Source organism: Metabacillus endolithicus, assembly GCF_023078335.1.
Classification (GTDB): Bacteria; Bacillota; Bacilli; order Bacillales; family Bacillaceae; genus Metabacillus; species Metabacillus endolithicus.
Genome location: NZ_CP095550.1, coordinates 1,312,383 through 1,332,824, shown reverse-complemented (window position 1 = coordinate 1,332,824; position 20,442 = coordinate 1,312,383). Strand labels below are relative to the sequence as shown.

The following is a 20,442-nucleotide window of genomic DNA, read 5'->3' as shown; positions in this document are numbered from 1 at the left end:
GCAGTCTTAATATGTTATGATTACACATTGATAAAACTAATTGCGTGGATCATTTATATGAATTCAACTCATTTATAAAATTAAATATAAACATAGCAATTTGGAGGAAGCAAAATGTTGTATTTAGACAACAGTGCCACAACAAAACCATATGATGAAGTTTTAGCAACTTATATGAAAGTTGCCAAAGATTACTTTGCAAATCCTTCTTCCATTCATAAGCTTGGTAGTGAAGCAGAAAGATTGTTAAGTCAATCAAGACAACAGGTTGCCGGACTGCTAGGAGTTTTACCGGAAGAAATAATTTTTACTTCGGGTGGTACAGAAGGAAACAATCTTGCTATAAAAGGAGCAGCTTTTTCTACTAATCATAAAGGAAAACATCTTATAACATCTGCTATCGAGCATCCGTCAGTGTTGGAATCATTTAAACAACTAGAGCAGGTACATAACTTTAACGTGACATACCTTCCTGTTGATCAGAATGGTAGAGTTTCAGCCGAAGATGTTAAGAAGGCGCTAAAAAAAGATACCATTTTGGTTTCTATTATGCATGTTCATAATGAAATTGGCACCATTCAACCAATTGAAGAAATTGGTCATATGATAAAAGAATCTTCAAATGCGCTTTTTCATGTTGATCATGTTCAAGGAATAACAAAGGTCCCACTTGATTTTAATAAAGCTAAAATTGATTTATGTACAATCTCAGGCCATAAATTTCATAGCTTGAATGGAACGGGTGTTTTATTTGTACGCAAAGGTGTAGAACTTGCTCCACTTTTTTCTGGTGGTGCACAAGAACTCAATGTTAGATCTGGAACGGAAAGTCTTGCTGGAAATGTAGCTTTGGCAAAGGCTCTGAGGTTGTCAACAGAAAAAGCAGGAAAACAACTAAAACAAGTAAAAATGACACGAGATAAACTTATGCTTGAATTATCAAAAATAGATGGCGTTGAGATAAATACTCCACGAAATCATTCTGCACCACATATACTCAATTTCTCAGTACCAGGCTTAAAAGCTGAAGTACTCATTCATTTTCTTGGAGAAAACGATATTTATGTTTCAACTACATCAGCATGTTCTTCAAGAGATAAAAAGATGAGCAAGGCTCTTTTAGCAATGGGAAAACATGACGGTATTGCCAAATCTGCAATAAGAGTCAGTTTATCGTTAGATGATAATGAAGAAATCATCGAACCTTTTATTAACATGCTATTAAAAGGTAAGGAAAAAATAATCAAGGTAATGAGGTAGGATATATGGAATTTGATCACATATTAATTCGTTTTGGGGAAATATCTACTAAAGGGAGAAATCGAAGAAAGTTTGTTGACCGGTTAAAAAGAAATATTAGAGAAGTTTTAATGGATTTTCCAAACTTAACATATGAAGCAACAAGAGATCGACTCTATCTGCATTTAAATGGAGAAAAACACGAGGAAATAGTTGAAAAGCTTAAACTTATATTCGGAATTCAATCATTTAGTTTAGCAATTAAATGTAAAAGTGAGATATCACATATTAAGGAAATGGCATTAAAAGCGATCGAAAGTCTATACCAGCCTAATGATACTTTTAAAGTAACCGCTAAGCGGGCAGATAAGCAATTTCCTCTTGATACGAATGAGTTAAATTATCAAATAGGAAGTCATATTTTAGTTAATACAAATGACTTAACTGTTGATGTTAAAAATCCAAAGATTAATGTTCGTGTTGAAGTACGATCGGAAGCAACTTATATAACATGTTATGACTATAAAGGAGCAGGGGGGTTACCAGTTGGATCTGGTGGAAAAGCAGTCCTTTTGCTATCTGGAGGTATAGATAGTCCTGTTGCTGGTTTTCTTTCATTAAAAAGAGGGGTTGAGCTTGAGGTTATTCACTTCTTCAGTCCTCCATACACGAGTGACCGTGCTAAACAAAAAGTGATTGATTTAACAAGAGAGCTAACTTCCTTTGGGGGGAAGATCACTTTACATATTGTGCCGTTTACAAAGATTCAAGAAAAAATTCAAGAGCAGGTTCCAGAAAATTATACAATGACGTCAACAAGAAGAATGATGCTGAAAATAGCAGACAAGCTTCGCGAAAAACAACAGGGTTTGGCGTTAATTACTGGAGAAAGTCTTGGTCAAGTGGCTAGTCAAACATTGGAAAGCATGGTTGCGATCAACGATGTAACAAATACACCTATTTTAAGACCATTGATTACAATGGATAAGACAGAAATCATTTCAATTGCAAAAGAAATTGGAACACATGATATCTCTATCCGTCCATATGAGGATTGTTGTACAATTTTCACCCCAGCAAATCCTAAAACAAGACCTAAGGTAGAAAAAGTATCCAGATTTGAAAGCTTCGTTGATTTTGATGAACTTGTAGATGAAGCTGTTTCTAACATAGAAGTATTAACGATTGCAAAAGAGAAAGAAGCTGATTTTGATTCTTTATTATAAAATTTTGACTATAGTTTCATTGTTGTAAACTTCACTTAGTTGTGAAGAATTACCAACTAAAATAATGAATGAAGCCATGTGTATTTACACATTCTATACTCACAAGGAGGTGATACACATGGCACAAAACAGTGGATCTAATAGCTCAAACCAACTAGTTGTACCTGGTGCTGCACAAGCTATCGATCAAATGAAGTATGAAATCGCTTCTGAATTTGGTGTTAACTTAGGACCAGAAACAACTTCACGCGCTAACGGTTCAGTTGGTGGTGAAATCACTAAACGTTTAGTTTCTTTTGCTCAACAACAAATGAGCGGTTCTTACCAACAATAATTAAATATATAATGGCTACGAAGGGTGGGGGAACCCCACTCTTTTCAATGTGAAAAAAGGGGTGTTCCATTTGACTAGAGATGATCGAGAAGAAATTGCAGAAGAATATGATGGTGAAAGAGAACAACGACAAAAACTTCAAAAAAGTCGAAAACAGCAAAGAAAAAGAAGAAATGAACCTAAGAATGCTAAACAAGCAAATGAGCAAAGCTAAGATAAATTCCTAACAGGCCTTATTGGGGTCTGTTTTTAGTTTTTTTCTAGTTTTTCATGTCGGAAATCCGCATTTATTCTGTCTTAATGAAGTTTCATTAACATTTAAAAAGTTCGGACGATTAGGTATAATATGAAGTATAAATGTGAAGGAGGGGGAAATATGGTAAGAGAAGAACTTCTTGCACCACCAATTTATAATCTAGTTGAAGAAATAGAGAAATATGCTGGAGACTCCACAAAAGTTGCATTAAAATGGGAAAACGAACAAGGTGAGAAAAAGGAAATTACCTACCATTCATTAATAAATCGAGTAAATCAGATTGGAAACGCTTTATTAGAGCAGGGGTTAAAGCCTGGACAAACAGTTTTAGTAGTGATTCCTAGAGTGATAGATGCCTATGCTGTATATCTGGGAGCGTTAAAGGCGGGGTTAATTGTTATTCCTAGCTCCGAAATGCTGAAAACAAAAGATTTACAATACCGAATTACACATGGAGATGTAAAGGCCGTTATAAGCTATGGGCTTTATACAGATGAATTTATAGAGATAAAGGAATATCATAGCCTTAAAAAATTTGTTGTAGAGGGAAATAAACAAGATTGGATTTCGTTAGAAGAATTGATATGTTCGCAAAGTACCTCAATGGAACCAGTCCAAACAAAGTCAGATAGTATGGCTTTTATATCTTACACTTCTGGTACAACAGGCAACCCTAAAGGGGTTGTCCATACACATGGGTGGCTTTTGCTCATTTAAGAACAGCAGCCAAAAATTGGCTAAGTATTGATGAAAATGATGTTGTTTGGGCAACTGCAGGTCCTGGTTGGCAAAAGTGGGTTTGGAGTCCGTTTTTATCTGTATTAGGTTCCGGGGCAACGGGATTGATCTACCACGGGAAGTTTGATCCAGAAAAATACTTACAGCTTTTAGACGATTACAGTGTAAATGTTTTATGCTGTACACCAACTGAATATCGTTTAATGGCAAAGGTTGAAAAACTAGATCAATATTCACTTACAAACTTACATAGTGCTGTATCTGCCGGAGAGCCTTTAAATAGAGAGGTTATTGAAACATTCCAAAAATATTTTAATGTTAAAGTACGCGATGGTTATGGACAAACAGAGAACACTTTACTTGTTGGTGTATTAAAAGGAATGGAAATTAAGCCTGGTTCAATGGGGAAACCAACACCAGGTAATGATGTGAAGATTATTAATGATGAAAGTGAAGTTTGTGCTGTAGGGGAAGTCGGAGACATTGCGGTTCACCGAGACACACCAGCTTTATTTAAAGAATATTATAAGGATTTTGAACGAACTGCTATGCAGTTCAGAGGTGATTATTATGTAACTGGTGACCGTGCCCGAATGGATGAAGATGGATATTTCTGGTTCGAAGGTAGAAGTGATGATATTATTATTAGTTCAGGATATACCATTGGACCTTTCGAGGTAGAAGACGCTCTTGTGAAACATCCATATGTGAAAGAATGTGCTGTTGTTGCAAGTCCTGACGAGGTAAGAGGAAATGTTGTAAAAGCATTTGTTGTGTTAAGAAATCCTTCATTAGCCAATGAACCAGACATTATATCGACCCTTCAGCAGCACGTGAAAGATTTAACAGCTCCTTATAAGTATCCTAGAGAAATCGAATTTATTGAAGATTTACCAAAAACAACTTCAGGAAAAATTCGACGCGTAGTATTAAGAGAACGTGAATTAAAGCTTAAACAGGCATAGTATAGAAAAACTTGGCTTATTGCTAAGTCTCAGTAGTGAAAGCTTTAGACTTTCCTATACTATCGTCCAAAAATAACCAGGGTGGAATTACTTCCTGGTTATTTTTTATGGAAGTTGAAATATGGTACCATTCAGTAAACGACTCTTTTGGTGGAGGAATAATATGGGAACGTTATGGTTTGGTGGAAACATCTACACATTAGAACAGGAAAAAGGTAAAGTTGATGCTGTTTTTACAAAAAATGGGCGAATCGTAGACGTAGGTAGCTATGAAACACTTACTACTCAGTACTCTGATGAAATTACAGAGAAACAGAACCTGCAAGGTCATACAATGATTCCAGGGCTGGTCGATAGCCATCTTCATTTAATTGCTCATGGAGAAAAGCTGCTAAGATTGGATTTTTCAAAAACAACTAACTCCAGTGAGATTATTCAAAGTATAAAAAAAAGAGCAACTGAAGTAAAAAAGGGAACTTGGATTATTGGCGAGGGTTGGAACGAAAATCAATTGGAAGATCAAAGAATACTTCATCGCTCAGACTTAGATGAAGTATCGCCAGATCATCCTGTTATGTTAAGACGTATATGTCGTCATGCTATTATAGCCAATTCAAAAGCATTGGAACTTGCGAATATTTCTAAAGAATCAGATGATCCAGCAGGTGGGGTTATTGTCAGAGATCAGGAGCTTAACCCAACTGGATATTTGTTAGATCAAGCACAGGAGCTTGTCCTTAATATCGCTCCGTCCCCGACAGTTGAAGAACTAGAGTTTGCTCTTCAAACATCTATTAAAGATTGCTATCAAAAAGGGCTGGTAGGAGCTCATACCGAAGATCTCTCTTATTATGGAAGTTTGGAAAATACATTAGAAGCTTTTCAAAGAGTATTAAACAATGGCTTAAAATTTCGAAGTCATTTACTTGTTCATCATCTTATCGTTGATGAATTTCAACAGAAAAAGAGAGAGATTGGAGAGTTTGGTGAATTTGGAGCTATGAAAATCTTTGCTGATGGTGCCCTTGGTGGAAGAACAGCACTACTTAGTTTTCCATATAAAGATGAACCAGCAACATCAGGGGTTGCTATTCACACAAAGAAAGAGTTAGAGGGATTGGTCCAAAAGGCGAGACAATATAAGATGGAAGTTGCAGTTCATGTAATTGGTGACCTAGCATTTCAGTGGACAATTGATATTATTAAAAACAATCCACCTTTGAAGGGACAACATGATCGTCTTATTCATGCTCAAATTCTAAGAAAAGAATTAATTGAAAAAGCTAAGAATTTGCCCATTATTTTAGATATTCAGCCTCGTTTTGTAACTAGTGATTTTCCATGGGTTATTGACCGAATTGGGGAAGAACATTTAGAATCCTGCTATGCTTGGAAGACGCTTTTAAATGAAGGAATTCACTGTGCGGGAGGATCAGATGCACCAATTGAGCCGGTTGATCCCTTATTAGGAATTCATGCTGCTGTGACAAGAACAAGCGAATATGAGGAAACAGGAAAAAGTTATCTTCCAGAAGAAAAATTATCGATGTACGAAGCTGTTGAGCTTTTTACAAAAGGCAGTGCATACGCTATTCATCATGAACGCGATAGAGGCATGATTAAAAAAGGATATACGGCAGATTTTACAATTTTGGATCAAGATATTTTTACAATTGAACCAGATAAACTCTTAAGTACGAATGTCATGATGACAGTAGTAGATAATGAAATTGTTTATAAGAAGAATGCGTTGCAAATAACATAAAACCGAGGAAGGTATTCTTCCCCGGTTTATTAACTGTATTATAAAAAGGTTCTCTGCACTTTTTCCCAAAAAGAATTATCTTTAAGTTTAACCGTTTTAATTGGTTGTTCACTTAAACCGAACTCTAATTCCTGGACATGGCGAATACTTAATGCTTCATTATCCATACCAATAACAGGATAGTCATTACCATCTTGTACAACCTTAAGCTTTAATTTTCTTTTATCGCTAAGAATAAAGGAAGAGCCTAGAGTACGGTAAAGGTTATTGTTTAATGAAGCTAATTCACTCACTTGTAAACATGGTAACATAGGATCAACGACTGCTCCGTTTACAGACTTGGTATATCCAGTGCTTCCCGTTGGTGTAGAAATCAACATGCCATCTCCTCTGAATGTTTCAAAATGGAGATTATCGATAAAAACATCAATAACAAATGTTTTTATGATGCCTGAACGAATGGAGCATTCGTTTAAGCATTTAAACGTTGTTGAATCATCAATTTTTACTTCTAAAACAGGATATCGTCTTACTTCAATTTGTGATTCATTTATTGCTTCTATCATTTTCTCGATATCATCTAAATGAAAATCGCAGTATAGGCTTAATGTATCATCAACGCCGATGCCAACATACAAACAATCTGATCTGAAATTTGTTTTTCGTGCAGCTTGAAGGAAAGCACCATCTCCTCCGATACTGACAATGATGTTTGCCTTTTTATAATCATTTACAACTATAAAATCACTATTTTTAGCAGCTTCAATTAATGTGTTAATTTTTTCAAGTGTATGTTCCTCTTTTTTGTAGAAAAAGTAAATATTACGACGATCTGTCACAATGATTCCTCCTTAGATATGTAAATCTCCACATTTTTCCTTGAAGATGGTACAATACTTTATGTTGTTTAGTTTACCACTTTTACATAAGAAAATGTTTCAACATGCTAGATAAATCATAATAACTGCAAAAAAATAGAGGAGGTAAGAACAATGAATGGTAAGCGCTGGGGAGCTTTAGCAATTGCAGCTGTTTTATTTGTATTCTCCATTATTATCAGCTCAACAATGATGTTCTTAAATCAAAGTGAGATGTTCACAGAAGCGTTCTCTACTGGTTCAGAGTTTTCCGAGGAAGTCATTGATGATGGTTCTGAATTTAGTAAAATTCTTGTGTTAAATGTAAATGGAGTGATCCAAGACACAGGCGAAGATGTTACCTCGTTCTTTAGTACAGCGGGATATCAACATCAAACGTTTTTAGATATGATAGAGGCTGCTGGTGAGGATAACACGATAAAAGGAGTCATTTTAAGGGTGAATTCTCCTGGTGGCGGAGTTGTGGAAAGTGCAGAAATACATAAAAAACTTCTTGAGTTAAAAGAAACTAGCAAAAAACCATTGTATGTATCGATGGGAACACAAGCAGCATCAGGAGGATATTACATTTCTACAGCAGGAGATAAAATTTTTGCTGCACCTGATACGTTAACTGGTTCTTTAGGTGTAATTATGCAGTCTATTAACTATGGAGGATTGGCTGAAAAGTATGGTGTGAAGTTTGAAACGATTAAGAGCGGACCATACAAAGATATTTTTTCACCAACCCGTGAAATGACAGAGGATGAAAGAAACATTCTACAATCAATGGTCGATAATGCTTATGCGGGATTTGTTGATGTTATCACAGAAGGACGACCATTGTCAGAAGATCAGGTACGAAAGGTTGCGGATGGTCGAGTTTATGATGGAAGACAAGCGAAGGAAATTAACTTAATAGATGAATTAGGTTATTTTGACGATACAGTTGAAGCAATGAAAAAGGATTTGAAAATAGAGGATGCGCAAGTGATTCAATACGGTACAGCTTTAGGGTTTGAAAGCTTTCTAACAATGACTGCTGGCAAAGTATTTAAGGAAGACATTGAACTGTCAAATCTTTATCAGCTTCTATCAAATACAAATTCACCAAGGCTAATGTATTTATATTCTGAATAAGGAGGTACTGTATGTGGACGCTACATTTGAGGGGTTAGATCATCCTGAAAAGGATCAACCTGTAGAAAAAGAAACAGTTGTAGACTATACAAATCTACTAGCAGGCTTCTGGATTCGTTTTTGGGCATATTTAATAGACCTGATTGTTATTGGTAGTATTAATCGTATCCTTGTTTACCCCCTGTTACAATTAATAGGCATAGATACAAATGATTCATATATCTTTTCAGTTGTTTCAATTATTACTGCCATTACATTTTTTGCATATTTTGTGATCATGACAAAACTGTTGAAGCAAACCTTAGGGAAAATGGTTTTTGGATTAAAAGTAGTTTCTACTAAGGGAGAAGAAAATGTAAATTGGGGTACAATCTTATTCAGAGAGTTAATTGGAAGGTATATTTCAAAAATGATTTGGGTTGGCTATGTGATTGTAGCATTTACTCCAAAAAAACAAGCTTTACATGATCTTTTTGCTGACACCCTAGTTATTCATGAAAAAGTATTTTCCAAATCAATCAAAGAAGAGTCTGTTGTTTAATCAACAGGCTGCAGACTGTAGATACACTCGATCGTAATTGGTCTTGTCTGTCTGCAGTCTTTTTATTTGAGTGGAGAAAAGAGTCTTCGAATTCCCCCGCAATTTTGTTCTTCATCGCTCTTATGAAGACCATTTCTCTTCGTCTTCTTAGCAGTATTGTTCTTGATCTCTCTTATACTTGTTTAATCAACAAGCCTATTTTTAACCTGTTATATAAAATAGCAGGTTTATTTTAATTTTTAAGAGGTGATAATGCAAAATGAAAGGGTGTGACATAATGGTTTGGATCATAGTCATTATATTGATATTATTATTCCTTTTTTTCTTATTTTAATGACAAGACTAACAGTTATCATTGATTTACTTCACGTCGGAGATGATGATCATATAAAAATAAAGTTTCGGGCATGGCTTGGCATGATTCGTTATACGATATCCATTCCTCTAATAAAGGTTGATGATGAAGCAAATGTAATTGTTAAGCAAGAGCAGAAGATTGGTGATGAGAATTCAAACAAAAAGGTGAAAAAAGGAAAAGAAAAGATTACACCTGAAGAGGAAGTAAAAGCGATACATGATGTAAAAGAAATTCTACAGCATGTAGTGGGATTACATAAAATAGTACGACGGTTTTTAAAGAAAGTAAAAGTGAAAGAATTTGAGTGGCATTCACAAATCGGAATTGGAGATGCTGCCCATACAGGAATGCTGACAGGATTAGTATGGTCGATAAAAGGTGGAGTGGTTGGAATTGTTAGTCAATATATGCAGTTGCATACAACACCTATTATTTCAATTACACCTGAATTTAATGTTTATTGTTCAAGAACAAAATTACAATGTATGATTCAATTTCGAATCGGGCAAGCTATGTTGGCAGGTATTCAGCTTATCAAATATTGGAAAGGTGGTCGCCCTAAACTTAAGACCAAACCATTTTCATTTTTTGCAAATTAGCATGAACTAAGATGGCTATGACCCCTTCTCGATGAGATGAGCATGACCGGTTATAATTTCTAAAGGAGGCTACATAATGAGTGATCATCCAATTCAAGGGTTAATGAAGACTGCAATGGAAAATTTAAAACAAATGATTGATGTAAATACCATTGTAGGAGATCCTGTTGAGACACCCGATGGAAGTGTAATTTTAACTGTTTCAAAGGTTGGCTTTGGTTTTGCAGCTGGAGGTAGTGAATTTAATTCAGCTAGCAAAGAAGAAAGTGATGGTCAAGGTCAAAAAACACCAAAGCTTCCATTTGGCGGAGGAAGTGGTGGTGGAGTTTCAATCACTCCTATCGCATTCTTAATCGTTTCTTCAAATGGAGTGAAGATGCTTCATTTAGACGAGAGCACCCACTTATACGAGAAAATTTTGGAGGCTGCACCTCAAGCGGTTGAAAAAATTCAGGGTATATTTAAAAAGGATAAGAGTAATGACCAAAAGAATGATCCTTTAGAAGATATTAATAGCAATCAATCAAGTCAAAATCAAAAACAAGATCTAGACATTTAACTGCCTACTATTAGGCAGTTATTTTTTCGGAAGGTAAAGTTAACTGAAACTTTAAAAACATAATAATTGATAATTTTGGAAAGCTAGGCTATATTTACTCTGTACATAATTAAAAGGAGGAGTTCGGTATGGCATCTATTACGTTCAAAAATAACCCAGTTACATTACTAGGAAATGAAGTTAATGTTGGTGATCAAGCACCAGATTTTACTGTACTGGCGAATGATTTATCACCAGTTTCACTAGCTGATTCAAAAGGGAAAGTACGTATTATTTCAGTAGTTCCTTCTATTGATACAGGAGTTTGTGATGCACAAACCCGCCGTTTTAATGAAGATGCATCAAAGCTTGAAAATGTTGAAGTGCTAACTGTTAGCATGGATTTACCATTTGCACAAAAAAGATGGTGTGCATCAAATGGTCTTGAAAATGTAAAAACATTATCTGATCACCGTGATGCTTCTTTTGGTGAAGCTTATGGTGTATTAATCAAGGAATTACGTTTATTAGCAAGATCAGTATTTGTTGTAGATTCAAATGATAAAGTAACATATGTGGAATATGTTAGTGAAGCAACGAATCATCCAAATTATGAAGCGGCAATTGAAGCAGCTAAAGCTGCACAATAAGTTTAATCATGTGGGACTGACAATATGTTGGTCCTTTTTCTATTTTTATTTCGTTTTCTATTTACTGATTCTAGTACGATTACTTTGACTAAACGAAAAACAATGTCTAGAATGGAAAGAGGTAAAGTGCTAGGAGGAGTAAATGTATGAAAACAATATCAAAGATTGAAAATTTGTTTGCAGTAATAAATGAAACAGCAGATTTACTCGCTCAGGAGTGTAATATTACATACATAGAGGCGTTAGCTGAAACAGGAGAAAACTTATTCCAACAATCTATCTTACAAGAGGATTTAAGTGAGGTAACTTCTAAAAGCTTAAAAAGAAAATATGAATCTGTAACGTTAGGTTCGTATGATAGAGAAGAGTTGCGTAAAGCTTTTCAATTAGCAATCTTAAAAGGATTAAAAGATGGTGCACACCCTAATCATCAAATGACACCAGATACAATTGGATTGTTCTTGGGATATCTGGTTAGTAAATTTGTGGGGAAACAAAACAAACTATCAATACTAGATCCGGCAGTAGGAACAGGAAATTTACTTACAACAATCCTGAATTATTTAACGATCGATGAAGTGGATAGTTACGGGGTTGAAGTTGATGATTTGCTTATAAGATTAGCTTATATAACCGCAAATCTTCAGGAGCATCCTGTTCAATTTTTTAATCAAGATAGCTTAGAGCGATTGTTTATAGATCCAGTTGATCTTGTTGTTTGCGATCTTCCAGTGGGGTATTATCCTAATGATCTGGAAGCAGCAAAATATGAATTAAAAGCTGATGAAGGTCATTCTTATTCACATCACCTTTTTATGGAGCAGAGTATCAAACATATTAAGGAAGATGGATATTTATTTTTTGTTGTTCCTAATTCTTTATTTGAAACAAAAGAAGCACCAAAGCTAAATGAGTATCTACGGAAAGCAGCAATTATACAAGGCTTTATTAAATTACCATTATCACTTTTTAAAGATGAAAGACACGGAAAAAGTATCTTAATTCTTCAGAAAAAAGGAGAAAAAGCTACCCAGCCAAAACAAGCAATACTAGCTGAGCTTCCGAAATTTTCAAATAAAGAGGCAATGAACTCAATAATGAAGCAAATTGATAAATGGTTTAGTGAAAACAAGTAATGAAAAACAGGAAAGGGGCTCAAAAAGAGTCTCTTTTTTTGTTTATGATTCGGTACTATTTGATAGAGATTTTTTATAAAAACAGGTGTAATTTCGTTATCTACTGTACCTAATCCATAAGTTGAATTATTTGAATTATACGAATTTTAGGTGTAACCGATTGCAATTTTATCAAGTTCTTGAAATGTCGAAATGTCAGTGTTTAAATGGAAAAGGCAGATAATAATCGGTAGCATTTTGTAGAGAATAAGAAAGTAAAGATTATGATGAGTCTCTGTGAAATGATTTTTTTAATATAGACTAACGATTAATTGAAAGATGTCTTGCTGATCGTTTTACATACGAAGAGTTTTTGTTAACGGCAGCTTGTATAAACAAAAAAGGAGAGTTACTAAATGGCAAAAATTATTGCAATCAATGCGGGTAGTTCATCTCTAAAATTTCAACTTTTTGATATGCCAAGTGAGACAGTATTAACAAAAGGATTAGTTGAAAGAATTGGGATTAACGATTCGGTTTTCAGCATTACTGTAAATGGTGAAAAACAAACAGAAGTATCAGATATTCCAGACCATGCTGTAGCTGTTAAAATTTTATTATCTAAGCTAACAGGTTTAGGGATTATTCAATCTTTAGATGAAATAGATGGAATTGGACATCGTGTTGTGCATGGTGGAGAAGTATTTAATGATTCTGTTTTAATTACAGATGAAACACTTGCTAAGATTGAAGAGCTTTCTGATTTGGCACCACTTCACAATCCTGCCAATATTGTAGGAATCAAGGCTTTTAAAGAAGTTCTTCCAAATGTTGAAGCTGTTGCAGTATTTGATACAGCATTTCACCAAACAATGCCAGAACAATCTTTCTTATATAGCCTACCGTATGAATATTACGAAAAGTATGGAATTCGTAAATATGGCTTCCATGGTACTTCCCATAAATATGTATCAGAGCGTGCAGCAGAAATCTTAGGAAGACCTGTAGAGCATTTACGCTTAATTTCATGTCACTTAGGTAATGGAGCAAGTATTGCTGCTATTGAAGGCGGTCGTTCTATTGATACATCGATGGGCTTTACACCGCTAGCAGGTGTAGCAATGGGTACACGTTCAGGGAACATTGATCCGGCTTTAATTCCATTTATTATGGAGAAAACAGAAAAAACAGCTGATGAAGTGCTAGATATTTTAAATAAGAAAAGCGGTATATTAGGGATTTCTGGTCTTTCAAGTGATTTACGTGATATCGAATCAGCTGCTAAAGAAGGCAACGAGAGAGCAGAAACAGCATTAGAAGTGTTTGCAAGTCGTATCCATAAATATATTGGTTCTTATGCTGCAAGAATGTCAGGTGTTGATGCAATTATTTTCACAGCCGGTATTGGTGAAAATAGTACAGAAATTCGTGCTCGTGTATTAAAAGGTCTTGAATTTATGGGGATTTATTGGGATCCTGCACTTAATAAGGTTCGTGGAGAAGAGGCGTACCTTAGCTATCCACATTCACCAGTAAAAGTATTAGTAATCCCTACAAATGAAGAAGTAATGATTGCAAGAGATGTAGTAAGAATGGCAAAATAATCATGTTTCTAAAAGGCAACCTTAATGGTTGTCTTTTTCTATACAGATTAAAAACGGTATGCAGGGTTAAAGTGTTTATTTAACCAGCATACCGGGGTATTGTTTAGAATCTCTTTTAGAGGAATTATATAAAATCATTAATACTTAACACCTACAAACTTCAATTCTTTTTTATCATGCCCACTGTCTGTAATCATTTTTTTTACCTTTGAGATCGCATCAATCATTCCATTTGCTTTGATAATAATTTCATCTGAATCAATCGTAAACACGAAATGTTTCATCTTCAACACTCCTTCTTAATTTGATTGTGTTTATCATATGTTAGAGTACAACATCCATTCTATAAGATTGTTATATTTCGTTACACGCTTTTCTTGTCGAAAGAAAATAGATGTAACAAAAACTTCAAATTTGATTTTTAAATGCAACGATCTTTACAAATCAATCTCTTTGTTATTATTCTGAATCTTGGCTTTTATGTTATGATAAATATAACAAGTTCACCAAATAATACCTACTTTGCTTGGAGTAAGGAGATCATGAGGATGAATGAATTGGGTCGTGAGAAAGTTATATTAGAGGAAATAAAAACATGGGAAATTGACCTTCAAAATGATGGTCGTACAGATTTTCAAAGAACGTTTGACAGGTGGCTTACTCGGAAGCTTGATGATATACCAGAGCGGATGCAGAAGGTGTTTTATGAAAAAGTGGATACAAGTCTTTTTAACCTGCATTCTGTTATTCAAAATTCATTTATACAGAAAGATGCGAAAAATCAAATACTGTTGTCTGCAAGAGCATTGAACAATCGTATTCAGCAGATCAGTGATTTGCATTTCCTTTCGATCGATCAGCTTCATTACTTAGCTGATTTACAGACTTCTAAACACAGGCTTTATTCCTTTTTTCAAGGAGGTATCACTGGTACAGGAGGAATTCTTCTCACAAGTGCTGATATTCCATTGCAGGCAGTTATGAATCTAAGAGCCATTCAAATGATTTCTATGTGTTATGGTTATGAGATAAATAATCCATATGAAATGATGACTTCGTTAAAAGTGTATCATGCAGCTTTAATGCCAAAACATTTACAATATGAACAATGGATTGAATTAAAGAAAGAACTCCAATCCGATAATGGGATGAATTATTTTTATGAAGGTAACGAGGATATGGCTGACCAAAATAGCATAAAGTATATTCTTGCTCAAATTGCTAAGCTTTCTGTATTATCTTTATTTAAGAGAAAATTGGTTGCCGGGATTCCACTTGTTAGTATGATGATTGGTGCTGCTGGAAATTATCAATTTACTCGGCAGATAACGGAATTTGCAAATAATTATTATCAATATAGACTTATTTCTGAAAAAACTAGTCAGTAACAGGAGGGTATCATGAGTACTGAAGAACATAAGTTGCATGCTCCTGATCATATAAGGTGCAAGGTTGTAACAATTAGTGACACAAGAGATAAAGAAACTGACAAAAGTGGTCAGTTAATAAAGAAATTATTAGAGGAGAATGGCCACATCATAGTTGATTATGAAATCGTCCGTGATGAAAAAACATTGATTCGCAGTTCTGTTTTAAAAGGGTGTGAAACAAGAGAGATTGATGTTGTCTTAACAAATGGGGGGACTGGGATAGCGAAAAGGGATGTGACGATTGAAGCAGTTGAATCGTTAATTGAAAAAGAAATACCAGGCTTCGGTGAGATTTTTCGTATGCTTAGCTACCGGGATGATATTGGTTCTGCCGCCATTTTAAGTAGAGCTGTAGCTGGAGTAGCAATGAATACTGCGATCTTTTCTATGCCAGGTTCATCTGGTGCTGTTAAGCTGGCAATGGAGAAGCTGATCCTTCCTGAACTAGGTCATGTAGTTAGAGAGGTTAAGAAGGACTTAATATGAAATAGTTAAAGAAGGCTAGAATTAGCCTTCTTTTGTTTTAGCTATGCGTTTTAACTGGTGACACATGTTGGGTTGCTCTAAACCATATCCACAAATCATTTATGATAGAAGCAAGCTCCGCAATTTCCCCGTTTAATTCACAAGATGTATCAAAATCTTCCTCATGGTTAAGTAGCTCCTGCTTCCTGGTTATTTCTTTTTCTACCTCTATAATTTTGTCAGGAATATGACCACGGATTTTTTCCCACTCTGTTACTATGAGGTTTTGAGTTTGCATACTATATGTTGTCCATGGTTTATCCAGGGTTGGAATCATTATTTTAAGTCTAGGATCATAGGTAAAGTGTTCGCTCAATTTTTCTCCTTCTTCCATTCATGATCTTTCCTTATTTTACAATAGTGGAATCAAATCATCTATAAGTAACATTTTTAAATGAACCGTATATAGTAACTTAAGCAATACAGAAAAATTTATTTTTATACAAAGAATTAAGAAAATATACATTTTTCTATTGACGAAACAGGGAAACAGTTGGTAAAGTGTTATCTATACAATAAATGTATTTTTATAAACATATATTAATTTTTATACAACTGAGGAGGAACAATTAGATGAAAAAGGTTGTTTTAGCATATTCCGGAGGATTAGATACCTCTGTTGCAGTTAAATGGTTACAAGAACAAGGTTACGCTGTTGTTGCGGTTTGCCTTGATGTAGGTGAAGGAAAAGATACAGCATTTGTACAACAAAAAGCTCTTCAAGTAGGTGCTGTTGAATCATATATGATTGATGCTAAAGAAGAATTCGCAGTTGATTTTGCGTTAGTTGCTTTACAAGCACATACACTTTATGAAGGAAAATATCCATTAGTTTCTGCGTTATCTCGTCCATTAATTGCTAAGAAGCTAGTTGAAATTGCAGAAAAGGAAGATGCGGTTGCAATAGCACACGGCTGTACAGGAAAAGGAAATGACCAAGTACGTTTTGAAGTTTCAATCAAAGCATTAAACCCTGATCTTGAAGTTCTTGCTCCAGTAAGAGTGGGGATGGTCTCGTGAAGAGGAGATCGAATATGCGGCTAAACATGGTATTCCAATTCCTATTAATTTAGATAAATTTCCGTATTCAATTGACCAAAATCTTTGGGGAAGAAGTAACGAGTGTGGTATTTTAGAAGATCCGTGGGCTGCTCCTCCAGAGGGTGCATATGATTTAACTACACCAATTGAAAAAACACCAGATCAACCGGAAATGATCGAGATTCAATTTGAGCAAGGTGTACCAGTGAAAATTAATGATAAAGCTTATCCATTACATGAATTAATTCTTGAATTAAATCAAATTGCAGGTAAGCATGGTGTAGGTCGTATCGATCATGTGGAAAATCGCCTTGTTGGGATTAAATCACGTGAAGTTTACGAATGTCCGGGTGCAATGACACTAATTAAGGCTCATAAAGAGCTAGAAGATTTAACGTTAGTAAAAGAAGTTGCTCATTTCAAACCAGTAATTGAACAAAAGCTTGCGGAGCTTATTTACAACGGCTTATGGTTCTCACCATTAAAATCTGCTTTACACGCTTTCTTAAAAGAAACACAAACATATGTAACAGGTACTGTAAGAGTGAAATTATTCAAGGGTCATGCGATTGTTGAAGGAAGAAAATCTGACTACTCTCTATATGATGAGAAGCTTGCAACATATACGAAAGATGATGCATTTGATCACAATGCAGCAATTGGCTTTATCGAATTATTTGGACTTCCAACTAAAGTGAACAGCATGGTGAAAAATAACAAGAAGGTGGAAGTATGAAAAAGCTTTGGGGTGGACGCTTCCAAAAAACCCCTGAACAATGGGTGGATGAGTTCGGTGCATCCATCCATTTTGATCAGGAATTAGTTGAGGAAGACATCACAGGTAGTCTCGCACATGTTGAAATGCTTGGGAAGTGCGGAATTATTAGTGAAGACGAAGCGAAAGAAATCACAAAAGGTTTAACTTCATTGTTAGAAAAAGCGAAAAAGAATGAACTATCTTTTTCTGTAAACTATGAAGATATTCATTTAAATATTGAAAAACTATTAATTGATGAGATTGGTCCTGTTGGAGGAAAATTACATACAGGGAGAAGCCGTAACGATCAAGTAGCCACTGACATGCATCTTTATTTACGTAAACATGTTGCAATGGTTGTTGAATTAATTGATGGATTGCAACACTCGCTAATTGAAAAAGCTGAGGAACATGTTGAAACAATTTTACCTGGTTATACTCATCTTCAGCGTGCACAACCAATCTCATTTGCCCATCATTTAATGGCCTACTTTTGGATGCTTGACCGTGATAAACAGAGATTTACTGAATCTCTTAAAAGAATAAATATCTCACCTCTCGGTAGTGCTGCACTAGCTGGAACAACCTTTCCAATTGACCGTGCTTATACAGCAGAAAAGCTGAACTTCGATGGTATCTATGAAAATAGCCTGGATGGGGTAAGCGATCGTGACTTTATTATTGAATTTCTTAGCAACAGCTCATTATTAATGATGCATTTATCACGCTTCTGTGAAGAAATTATTTTCTGGTGTTCTCAGGAATTTCAATTTATTGAACTTGATGACACTTACGCAACAGGAAGCAGTATCATGCCACAAAAGAAAAATCCTGATATGGCTGAGCTAATTAGAGGTAAAACAGGGCGAGTGTATGGAAACTTAATGTCACTATTAACTATTTTAAAAGGACTTCCACTTGCTTATAACAAAGATCTTCAAGAAGATAAAGAAGGAATGTTTGATACTGTAAAAACGATTGAAGGAAGTCTTCAAATATTTATCGGTATGATTGATACAATGAAGGTAAACAAAGAGAAGATGGAAAAAGCAACATCAGAAGACTTCTCTAATGCTACTGAACTTGCAGATTATTTATCAACAAAAGGTATGCCATTTAGAGAAGCACATGAAGTTGTTGGGACTTTGGTTTATCAATGCATTCAATCAGGAATTTATTTAAAGGATCTGCCTTTTGATGAATATAAAAAAGCCTCCTCTTTATTTGAAGAAGATTTATATGAAATGATCAATCCTTACGAAGCGGTAAGAAAACGTATGAGCGCTGGTGGGACTGGCTTTGAAATGGTAAAACAAGCACTGGAAAAGGCAAAGCAGACGTTAAAGTAAAATGATTCTAAACTAGTATAACTCTGTTGTCATAAAGCTTTTGAAAAATTTTAGATGATAGTTGAGCGCAATGGAATGAACTACTTCTTACGTTTAACAAAATTTTAAAAACAATTAAAGCATGCTAAAACAGTAATTATCAGTATAAGCTCCTTATTTTCAGATAAACTAATTGCGAGCATTTGAAAATAAGGAGCTGAAAACTGTGAAAGAAAGAAGAGTTACGAGACAAACGTATTACTACGACCACCTTGGCGAACAAGAAACAATGCAACAATTAACTGATTCTTATTCAAGTGGGGTTGTCGAACAGCAATATGATCCAAACTTTTTACAAGAACATTTTCGAGCAATAAGAAAAGATTAAAAGTATGCATGCTGGCTTAAGATGAGTCAGCTTTTTTAATCCTCAAAAACCCTACTAAATTTCCTCAAATCCTTTTCAAAACAAGATAATTGTAAAATCTCTCATTTATCAGCACAATAGAAGTAGTAATGGATAGATCTATCAGTTATTGTGATAATATCGAAGTAATCCATTCCTATTATAAAAAATAAACAGTTTTACAGAGGAATATTCCTTTAGATAAAGCGTATTAATGATTGATATCCTTTTAAGGACAAGTTAAATGGGGAGGAAGATATCGTGAGACATGCCCTTATTACCGCAGGATCTAAAGGGTTAGGAAAAAAGGTCACTGAAGAGTTTTTACAACGCGGGTATTCAGTAACAATTAATTATCGAAAAGACATAGAAGCAGTAGAAAACCTCAAAAATACCTATTCACATCTATCAGATCGTATTCTTTTTGTTCAAGGTGATGTTACGAAAAAAGAAGATCTCACAAACATGATTGATTTAACAATTGAACGGTTCGGTAGAATAGATTGTTTGATAAATAATGCTGGTCCATACATATTTGAAAGAAAGAAGCTAGCCGATTATACAGATGAAGAGTGGTATCAAATGATAGAGGGAAATTTAAGTTCAGTCTTTCATTTGTTCAAAAAGATTATTCCAATCATGAGGCAGCAAAGATATGGAAGAATTATTACATATGGCTTTCAAGGAGCCGAATCCTCTCCGGGTTGGCTTCATCGCTCTGCTTTCAGTGCTGCAAAGGTAGGTCTTGTATCACTAACGAAATCAATAAGCATTGAAGAAGCAGAACATGGGATCACTGCTAATATGATCTGCCCAGGAAACATTGTCGGAGAAATGAAAGAAGCAACGATTGAGCAGTCTAGAATAATGAGTGATGTTGAATCGAAAACACCAATTGGCCGTTCCGGTACAGGAGAAGATATTGCAAGAACTGTTGCTTTTATATGTGATGAAAATTCGGACATGATTACAGGCTCCATTATTGAAGTTACTGGTGGAGCAAACGTAATACATCGGTTTCATGTCTGAA

Annotated in this window: 20 protein-coding genes and 2 pseudogenes; 19 read left to right on the top strand and 3 right to left on the bottom strand. The window is 35.0% G+C overall.

Annotation, left to right across the window (positions count from 1 at the left end; all coding sequences use genetic code 11):
* Window positions 1-114 precede the first annotated feature (114 nt).
* From MVE64_RS07200 to MVE64_RS07175, 6 genes and pseudogenes are all read left to right on the top strand, one after another.
* Window positions 115-1,260, top strand: a complete 1,146-nt coding sequence (locus MVE64_RS07200; RefSeq protein WP_247345073.1) for a cysteine desulfurase family protein — start codon at window positions 115-117, stop codon at window positions 1,258-1,260.
* Between the two features lie 5 nt (window positions 1,261-1,265).
* On the top strand, window positions 1,266-2,465 hold the full coding sequence (thiI, locus tag MVE64_RS07195) for a tRNA uracil 4-sulfurtransferase ThiI (RefSeq protein ID WP_247345071.1): 1,200 nt from the start codon (window positions 1,266-1,268) through the stop codon (window positions 2,463-2,465).
* A 118-nt stretch (window positions 2,466-2,583) separates the two neighbouring features.
* Window positions 2,584-2,799 carry an alpha/beta-type small acid-soluble spore protein gene (locus tag MVE64_RS07190; RefSeq protein ID WP_098795000.1) on the top strand — a complete coding sequence of 72 codons (216 nt, stop codon included), beginning with the start codon at window positions 2,584-2,586 and terminating at the stop codon, window positions 2,797-2,799.
* A 70-nt stretch (window positions 2,800-2,869) separates the two neighbouring features.
* Window positions 2,870-3,013, top strand: coding sequence for a hypothetical protein (locus tag MVE64_RS07185; RefSeq protein WP_162987437.1), 144 nt, complete (start codon window positions 2,870-2,872; stop codon window positions 3,011-3,013).
* 162 nt (window positions 3,014-3,175) lie between these two features.
* Window positions 3,176-4,758, top strand: a pseudogene (mbcS, locus tag MVE64_RS07180) (acyl-CoA synthetase MbcS).
* Between the two features lie 163 nt (window positions 4,759-4,921).
* Window positions 4,922-6,523, top strand: coding sequence for an amidohydrolase (locus MVE64_RS07175; protein WP_247345068.1), 1,602 nt, complete (start codon window positions 4,922-4,924; stop codon window positions 6,521-6,523).
* A gap of 38 nt (window positions 6,524-6,561) precedes the next feature.
* On the opposite strand, the gene MVE64_RS07170 is transcribed toward MVE64_RS07175, so the two are convergent.
* Window positions 6,562-7,362: an NAD kinase gene (locus MVE64_RS07170; protein WP_247345065.1), complete on the bottom strand. Its 801-nt coding sequence runs from the start codon at window positions 7,360-7,362 to the stop codon at window positions 6,562-6,564.
* A gap of 153 nt (window positions 7,363-7,515) precedes the next feature.
* Between MVE64_RS07170 and sppA the strand changes: the two genes are divergently transcribed.
* The 7 genes from sppA (at window position 7,516) to MVE64_RS07135 (ending at window position 13,925) form a co-directional block, all read left to right on the top strand.
* Window positions 7,516-8,520: a signal peptide peptidase SppA gene (gene sppA / locus MVE64_RS07165; protein WP_247345062.1), complete on the top strand. Its 1,005-nt coding sequence runs from the start codon at window positions 7,516-7,518 to the stop codon at window positions 8,518-8,520.
* Window positions 8,521-8,533: 13 nt separating this feature from the next.
* Window positions 8,534-9,061 carry an RDD family protein gene (locus tag MVE64_RS07160; RefSeq protein ID WP_247345059.1) on the top strand — a complete coding sequence of 176 codons (528 nt, stop codon included), beginning with the start codon at window positions 8,534-8,536 and terminating at the stop codon, window positions 9,059-9,061.
* A 282-nt stretch (window positions 9,062-9,343) separates the two neighbouring features.
* Window positions 9,344-10,018 (top strand): DUF2953 domain-containing protein, encoded by a 675-nt coding sequence (locus MVE64_RS07155; protein WP_247345057.1) that lies wholly within the window; start codon window positions 9,344-9,346, stop codon window positions 10,016-10,018.
* 76 nt (window positions 10,019-10,094) lie between these two features.
* Window positions 10,095-10,577: a GerW family sporulation protein gene (gene ytfJ, locus MVE64_RS07150; RefSeq protein WP_247345054.1), complete on the top strand. Its 483-nt coding sequence runs from the start codon at window positions 10,095-10,097 to the stop codon at window positions 10,575-10,577.
* Between the two features lie 128 nt (window positions 10,578-10,705).
* The gene (gene tpx, locus MVE64_RS07145; protein ID WP_098795008.1) at window positions 10,706-11,206 is read left to right on the top strand and encodes a thiol peroxidase; all 501 of its coding nucleotides are present in this window, start codon (window positions 10,706-10,708) and stop codon (window positions 11,204-11,206) included.
* A 146-nt stretch (window positions 11,207-11,352) separates the two neighbouring features.
* On the top strand, window positions 11,353-12,342 hold the full coding sequence (locus MVE64_RS07140) for a class I SAM-dependent methyltransferase (RefSeq protein ID WP_247345051.1): 990 nt from the start codon (window positions 11,353-11,355) through the stop codon (window positions 12,340-12,342).
* Window positions 12,343-12,737: 395 nt separating this feature from the next.
* Window positions 12,738-13,925, top strand: a complete 1,188-nt coding sequence (locus MVE64_RS07135) for an acetate kinase (RefSeq protein WP_247345048.1) — start codon at window positions 12,738-12,740, stop codon at window positions 13,923-13,925.
* Between the two features lie 137 nt (window positions 13,926-14,062).
* Here the strand turns inward: MVE64_RS07135 and MVE64_RS07130 are convergent, their stop codons facing one another.
* Window positions 14,063-14,209, bottom strand: a complete 147-nt coding sequence (locus MVE64_RS07130) for a hypothetical protein (RefSeq protein WP_247345045.1) — start codon at window positions 14,207-14,209, stop codon at window positions 14,063-14,065.
* 264 nt (window positions 14,210-14,473) lie between these two features.
* Between MVE64_RS07130 and MVE64_RS07125 the strand changes: the two genes are divergently transcribed.
* Both MVE64_RS07125 and MVE64_RS07120 read left to right on the top strand, forming a co-directional pair.
* On the top strand, window positions 14,474-15,313 hold the full coding sequence (locus MVE64_RS07125; RefSeq protein WP_247345043.1) for an EcsC family protein: 840 nt from the start codon (window positions 14,474-14,476) through the stop codon (window positions 15,311-15,313).
* Window positions 15,314-15,325: 12 nt separating this feature from the next.
* Window positions 15,326-15,841: a MogA/MoaB family molybdenum cofactor biosynthesis protein gene (locus MVE64_RS07120; protein ID WP_247345040.1), complete on the top strand. Its 516-nt coding sequence runs from the start codon at window positions 15,326-15,328 to the stop codon at window positions 15,839-15,841.
* A gap of 37 nt (window positions 15,842-15,878) precedes the next feature.
* Here the strand turns inward: MVE64_RS07120 and MVE64_RS07115 are convergent, their stop codons facing one another.
* Window positions 15,879-16,214, bottom strand: a complete 336-nt coding sequence (locus tag MVE64_RS07115; protein ID WP_247345038.1) for a hypothetical protein — start codon at window positions 16,212-16,214, stop codon at window positions 15,879-15,881.
* A 239-nt stretch (window positions 16,215-16,453) separates the two neighbouring features.
* Between MVE64_RS07115 and MVE64_RS07110 the strand changes: the two are divergent.
* The 4 genes and pseudogenes from MVE64_RS07110 (at window position 16,454) to MVE64_RS07095 (ending at window position 20,441) form a co-directional block, all read left to right on the top strand.
* Window positions 16,454-17,657, top strand: a pseudogene (locus MVE64_RS07110) (argininosuccinate synthase).
* A complete protein-coding gene (gene argH / locus MVE64_RS07105) occupies window positions 17,654-19,027 on the top strand; it encodes an argininosuccinate lyase (RefSeq protein ID WP_247345036.1) in 1,374 nt (457 codons plus the stop codon). Before MVE64_RS07110 ends, argH begins: the two are co-directional and overlap by 4 nt.
* 205 nt (window positions 19,028-19,232) lie before the next feature.
* A complete protein-coding gene (locus MVE64_RS07100) occupies window positions 19,233-19,394 on the top strand; it encodes a hypothetical protein (protein ID WP_162987434.1) in 162 nt (53 codons plus the stop codon).
* Between the two features lie 279 nt (window positions 19,395-19,673).
* Window positions 19,674-20,441, top strand: coding sequence for an SDR family oxidoreductase (locus tag MVE64_RS07095; protein ID WP_231308012.1), 768 nt, complete (start codon window positions 19,674-19,676; stop codon window positions 20,439-20,441).
* The last annotated feature ends 1 nt before the right edge of the window (window position 20,442 follow it).

What these genes read in the sequence shown, in the direction of transcription:
- MVE64_RS07200 (WP_247345073.1), top strand. Translation starts at nt 115, where the DNA reads ATGTTGTATTTAGACAACAGTGCCACAACAAAACCATATGATGAAGTT.
- thiI (WP_247345071.1), top strand. Translation starts at nt 1,266, where the DNA reads ATGGAATTTGATCACATATTAATTCGTTTTGGGGAAATATCTACTAAA.
- MVE64_RS07190 (WP_098795000.1), top strand. Translation starts at nt 2,584, where the DNA reads ATGGCACAAAACAGTGGATCTAATAGCTCAAACCAACTAGTTGTACCT.
- MVE64_RS07175 (WP_247345068.1), top strand. Translation starts at nt 4,922, where the DNA reads ATGGGAACGTTATGGTTTGGTGGAAACATCTACACATTAGAACAGGAA.
- sppA (WP_247345062.1), top strand. Translation starts at nt 7,516, where the DNA reads ATGAATGGTAAGCGCTGGGGAGCTTTAGCAATTGCAGCTGTTTTATTT.
- ytfJ (WP_247345054.1), top strand. Translation starts at nt 10,095, where the DNA reads ATGAGTGATCATCCAATTCAAGGGTTAATGAAGACTGCAATGGAAAAT.
- tpx (WP_098795008.1), top strand. Translation starts at nt 10,706, where the DNA reads ATGGCATCTATTACGTTCAAAAATAACCCAGTTACATTACTAGGAAAT.
- MVE64_RS07140 (WP_247345051.1), top strand. Translation starts at nt 11,353, where the DNA reads ATGAAAACAATATCAAAGATTGAAAATTTGTTTGCAGTAATAAATGAA.
- MVE64_RS07135 (WP_247345048.1), top strand. Translation starts at nt 12,738, where the DNA reads ATGGCAAAAATTATTGCAATCAATGCGGGTAGTTCATCTCTAAAATTT.
- MVE64_RS07130 (WP_247345045.1), bottom strand. Translation starts at nt 14,209, where the DNA reads ATGAAACATTTCGTGTTTACGATTGATTCAGATGAAATTATTATCAAA.
- MVE64_RS07125 (WP_247345043.1), top strand. Translation starts at nt 14,474, where the DNA reads ATGAATGAATTGGGTCGTGAGAAAGTTATATTAGAGGAAATAAAAACA.
- MVE64_RS07120 (WP_247345040.1), top strand. Translation starts at nt 15,326, where the DNA reads ATGAGTACTGAAGAACATAAGTTGCATGCTCCTGATCATATAAGGTGC.
- MVE64_RS07115 (WP_247345038.1), bottom strand. Translation starts at nt 16,214, where the DNA reads ATGGAAGAAGGAGAAAAATTGAGCGAACACTTTACCTATGATCCTAGA.
- argH (WP_247345036.1), top strand. Translation starts at nt 17,654, where the DNA reads ATGAAAAAGCTTTGGGGTGGACGCTTCCAAAAAACCCCTGAACAATGG.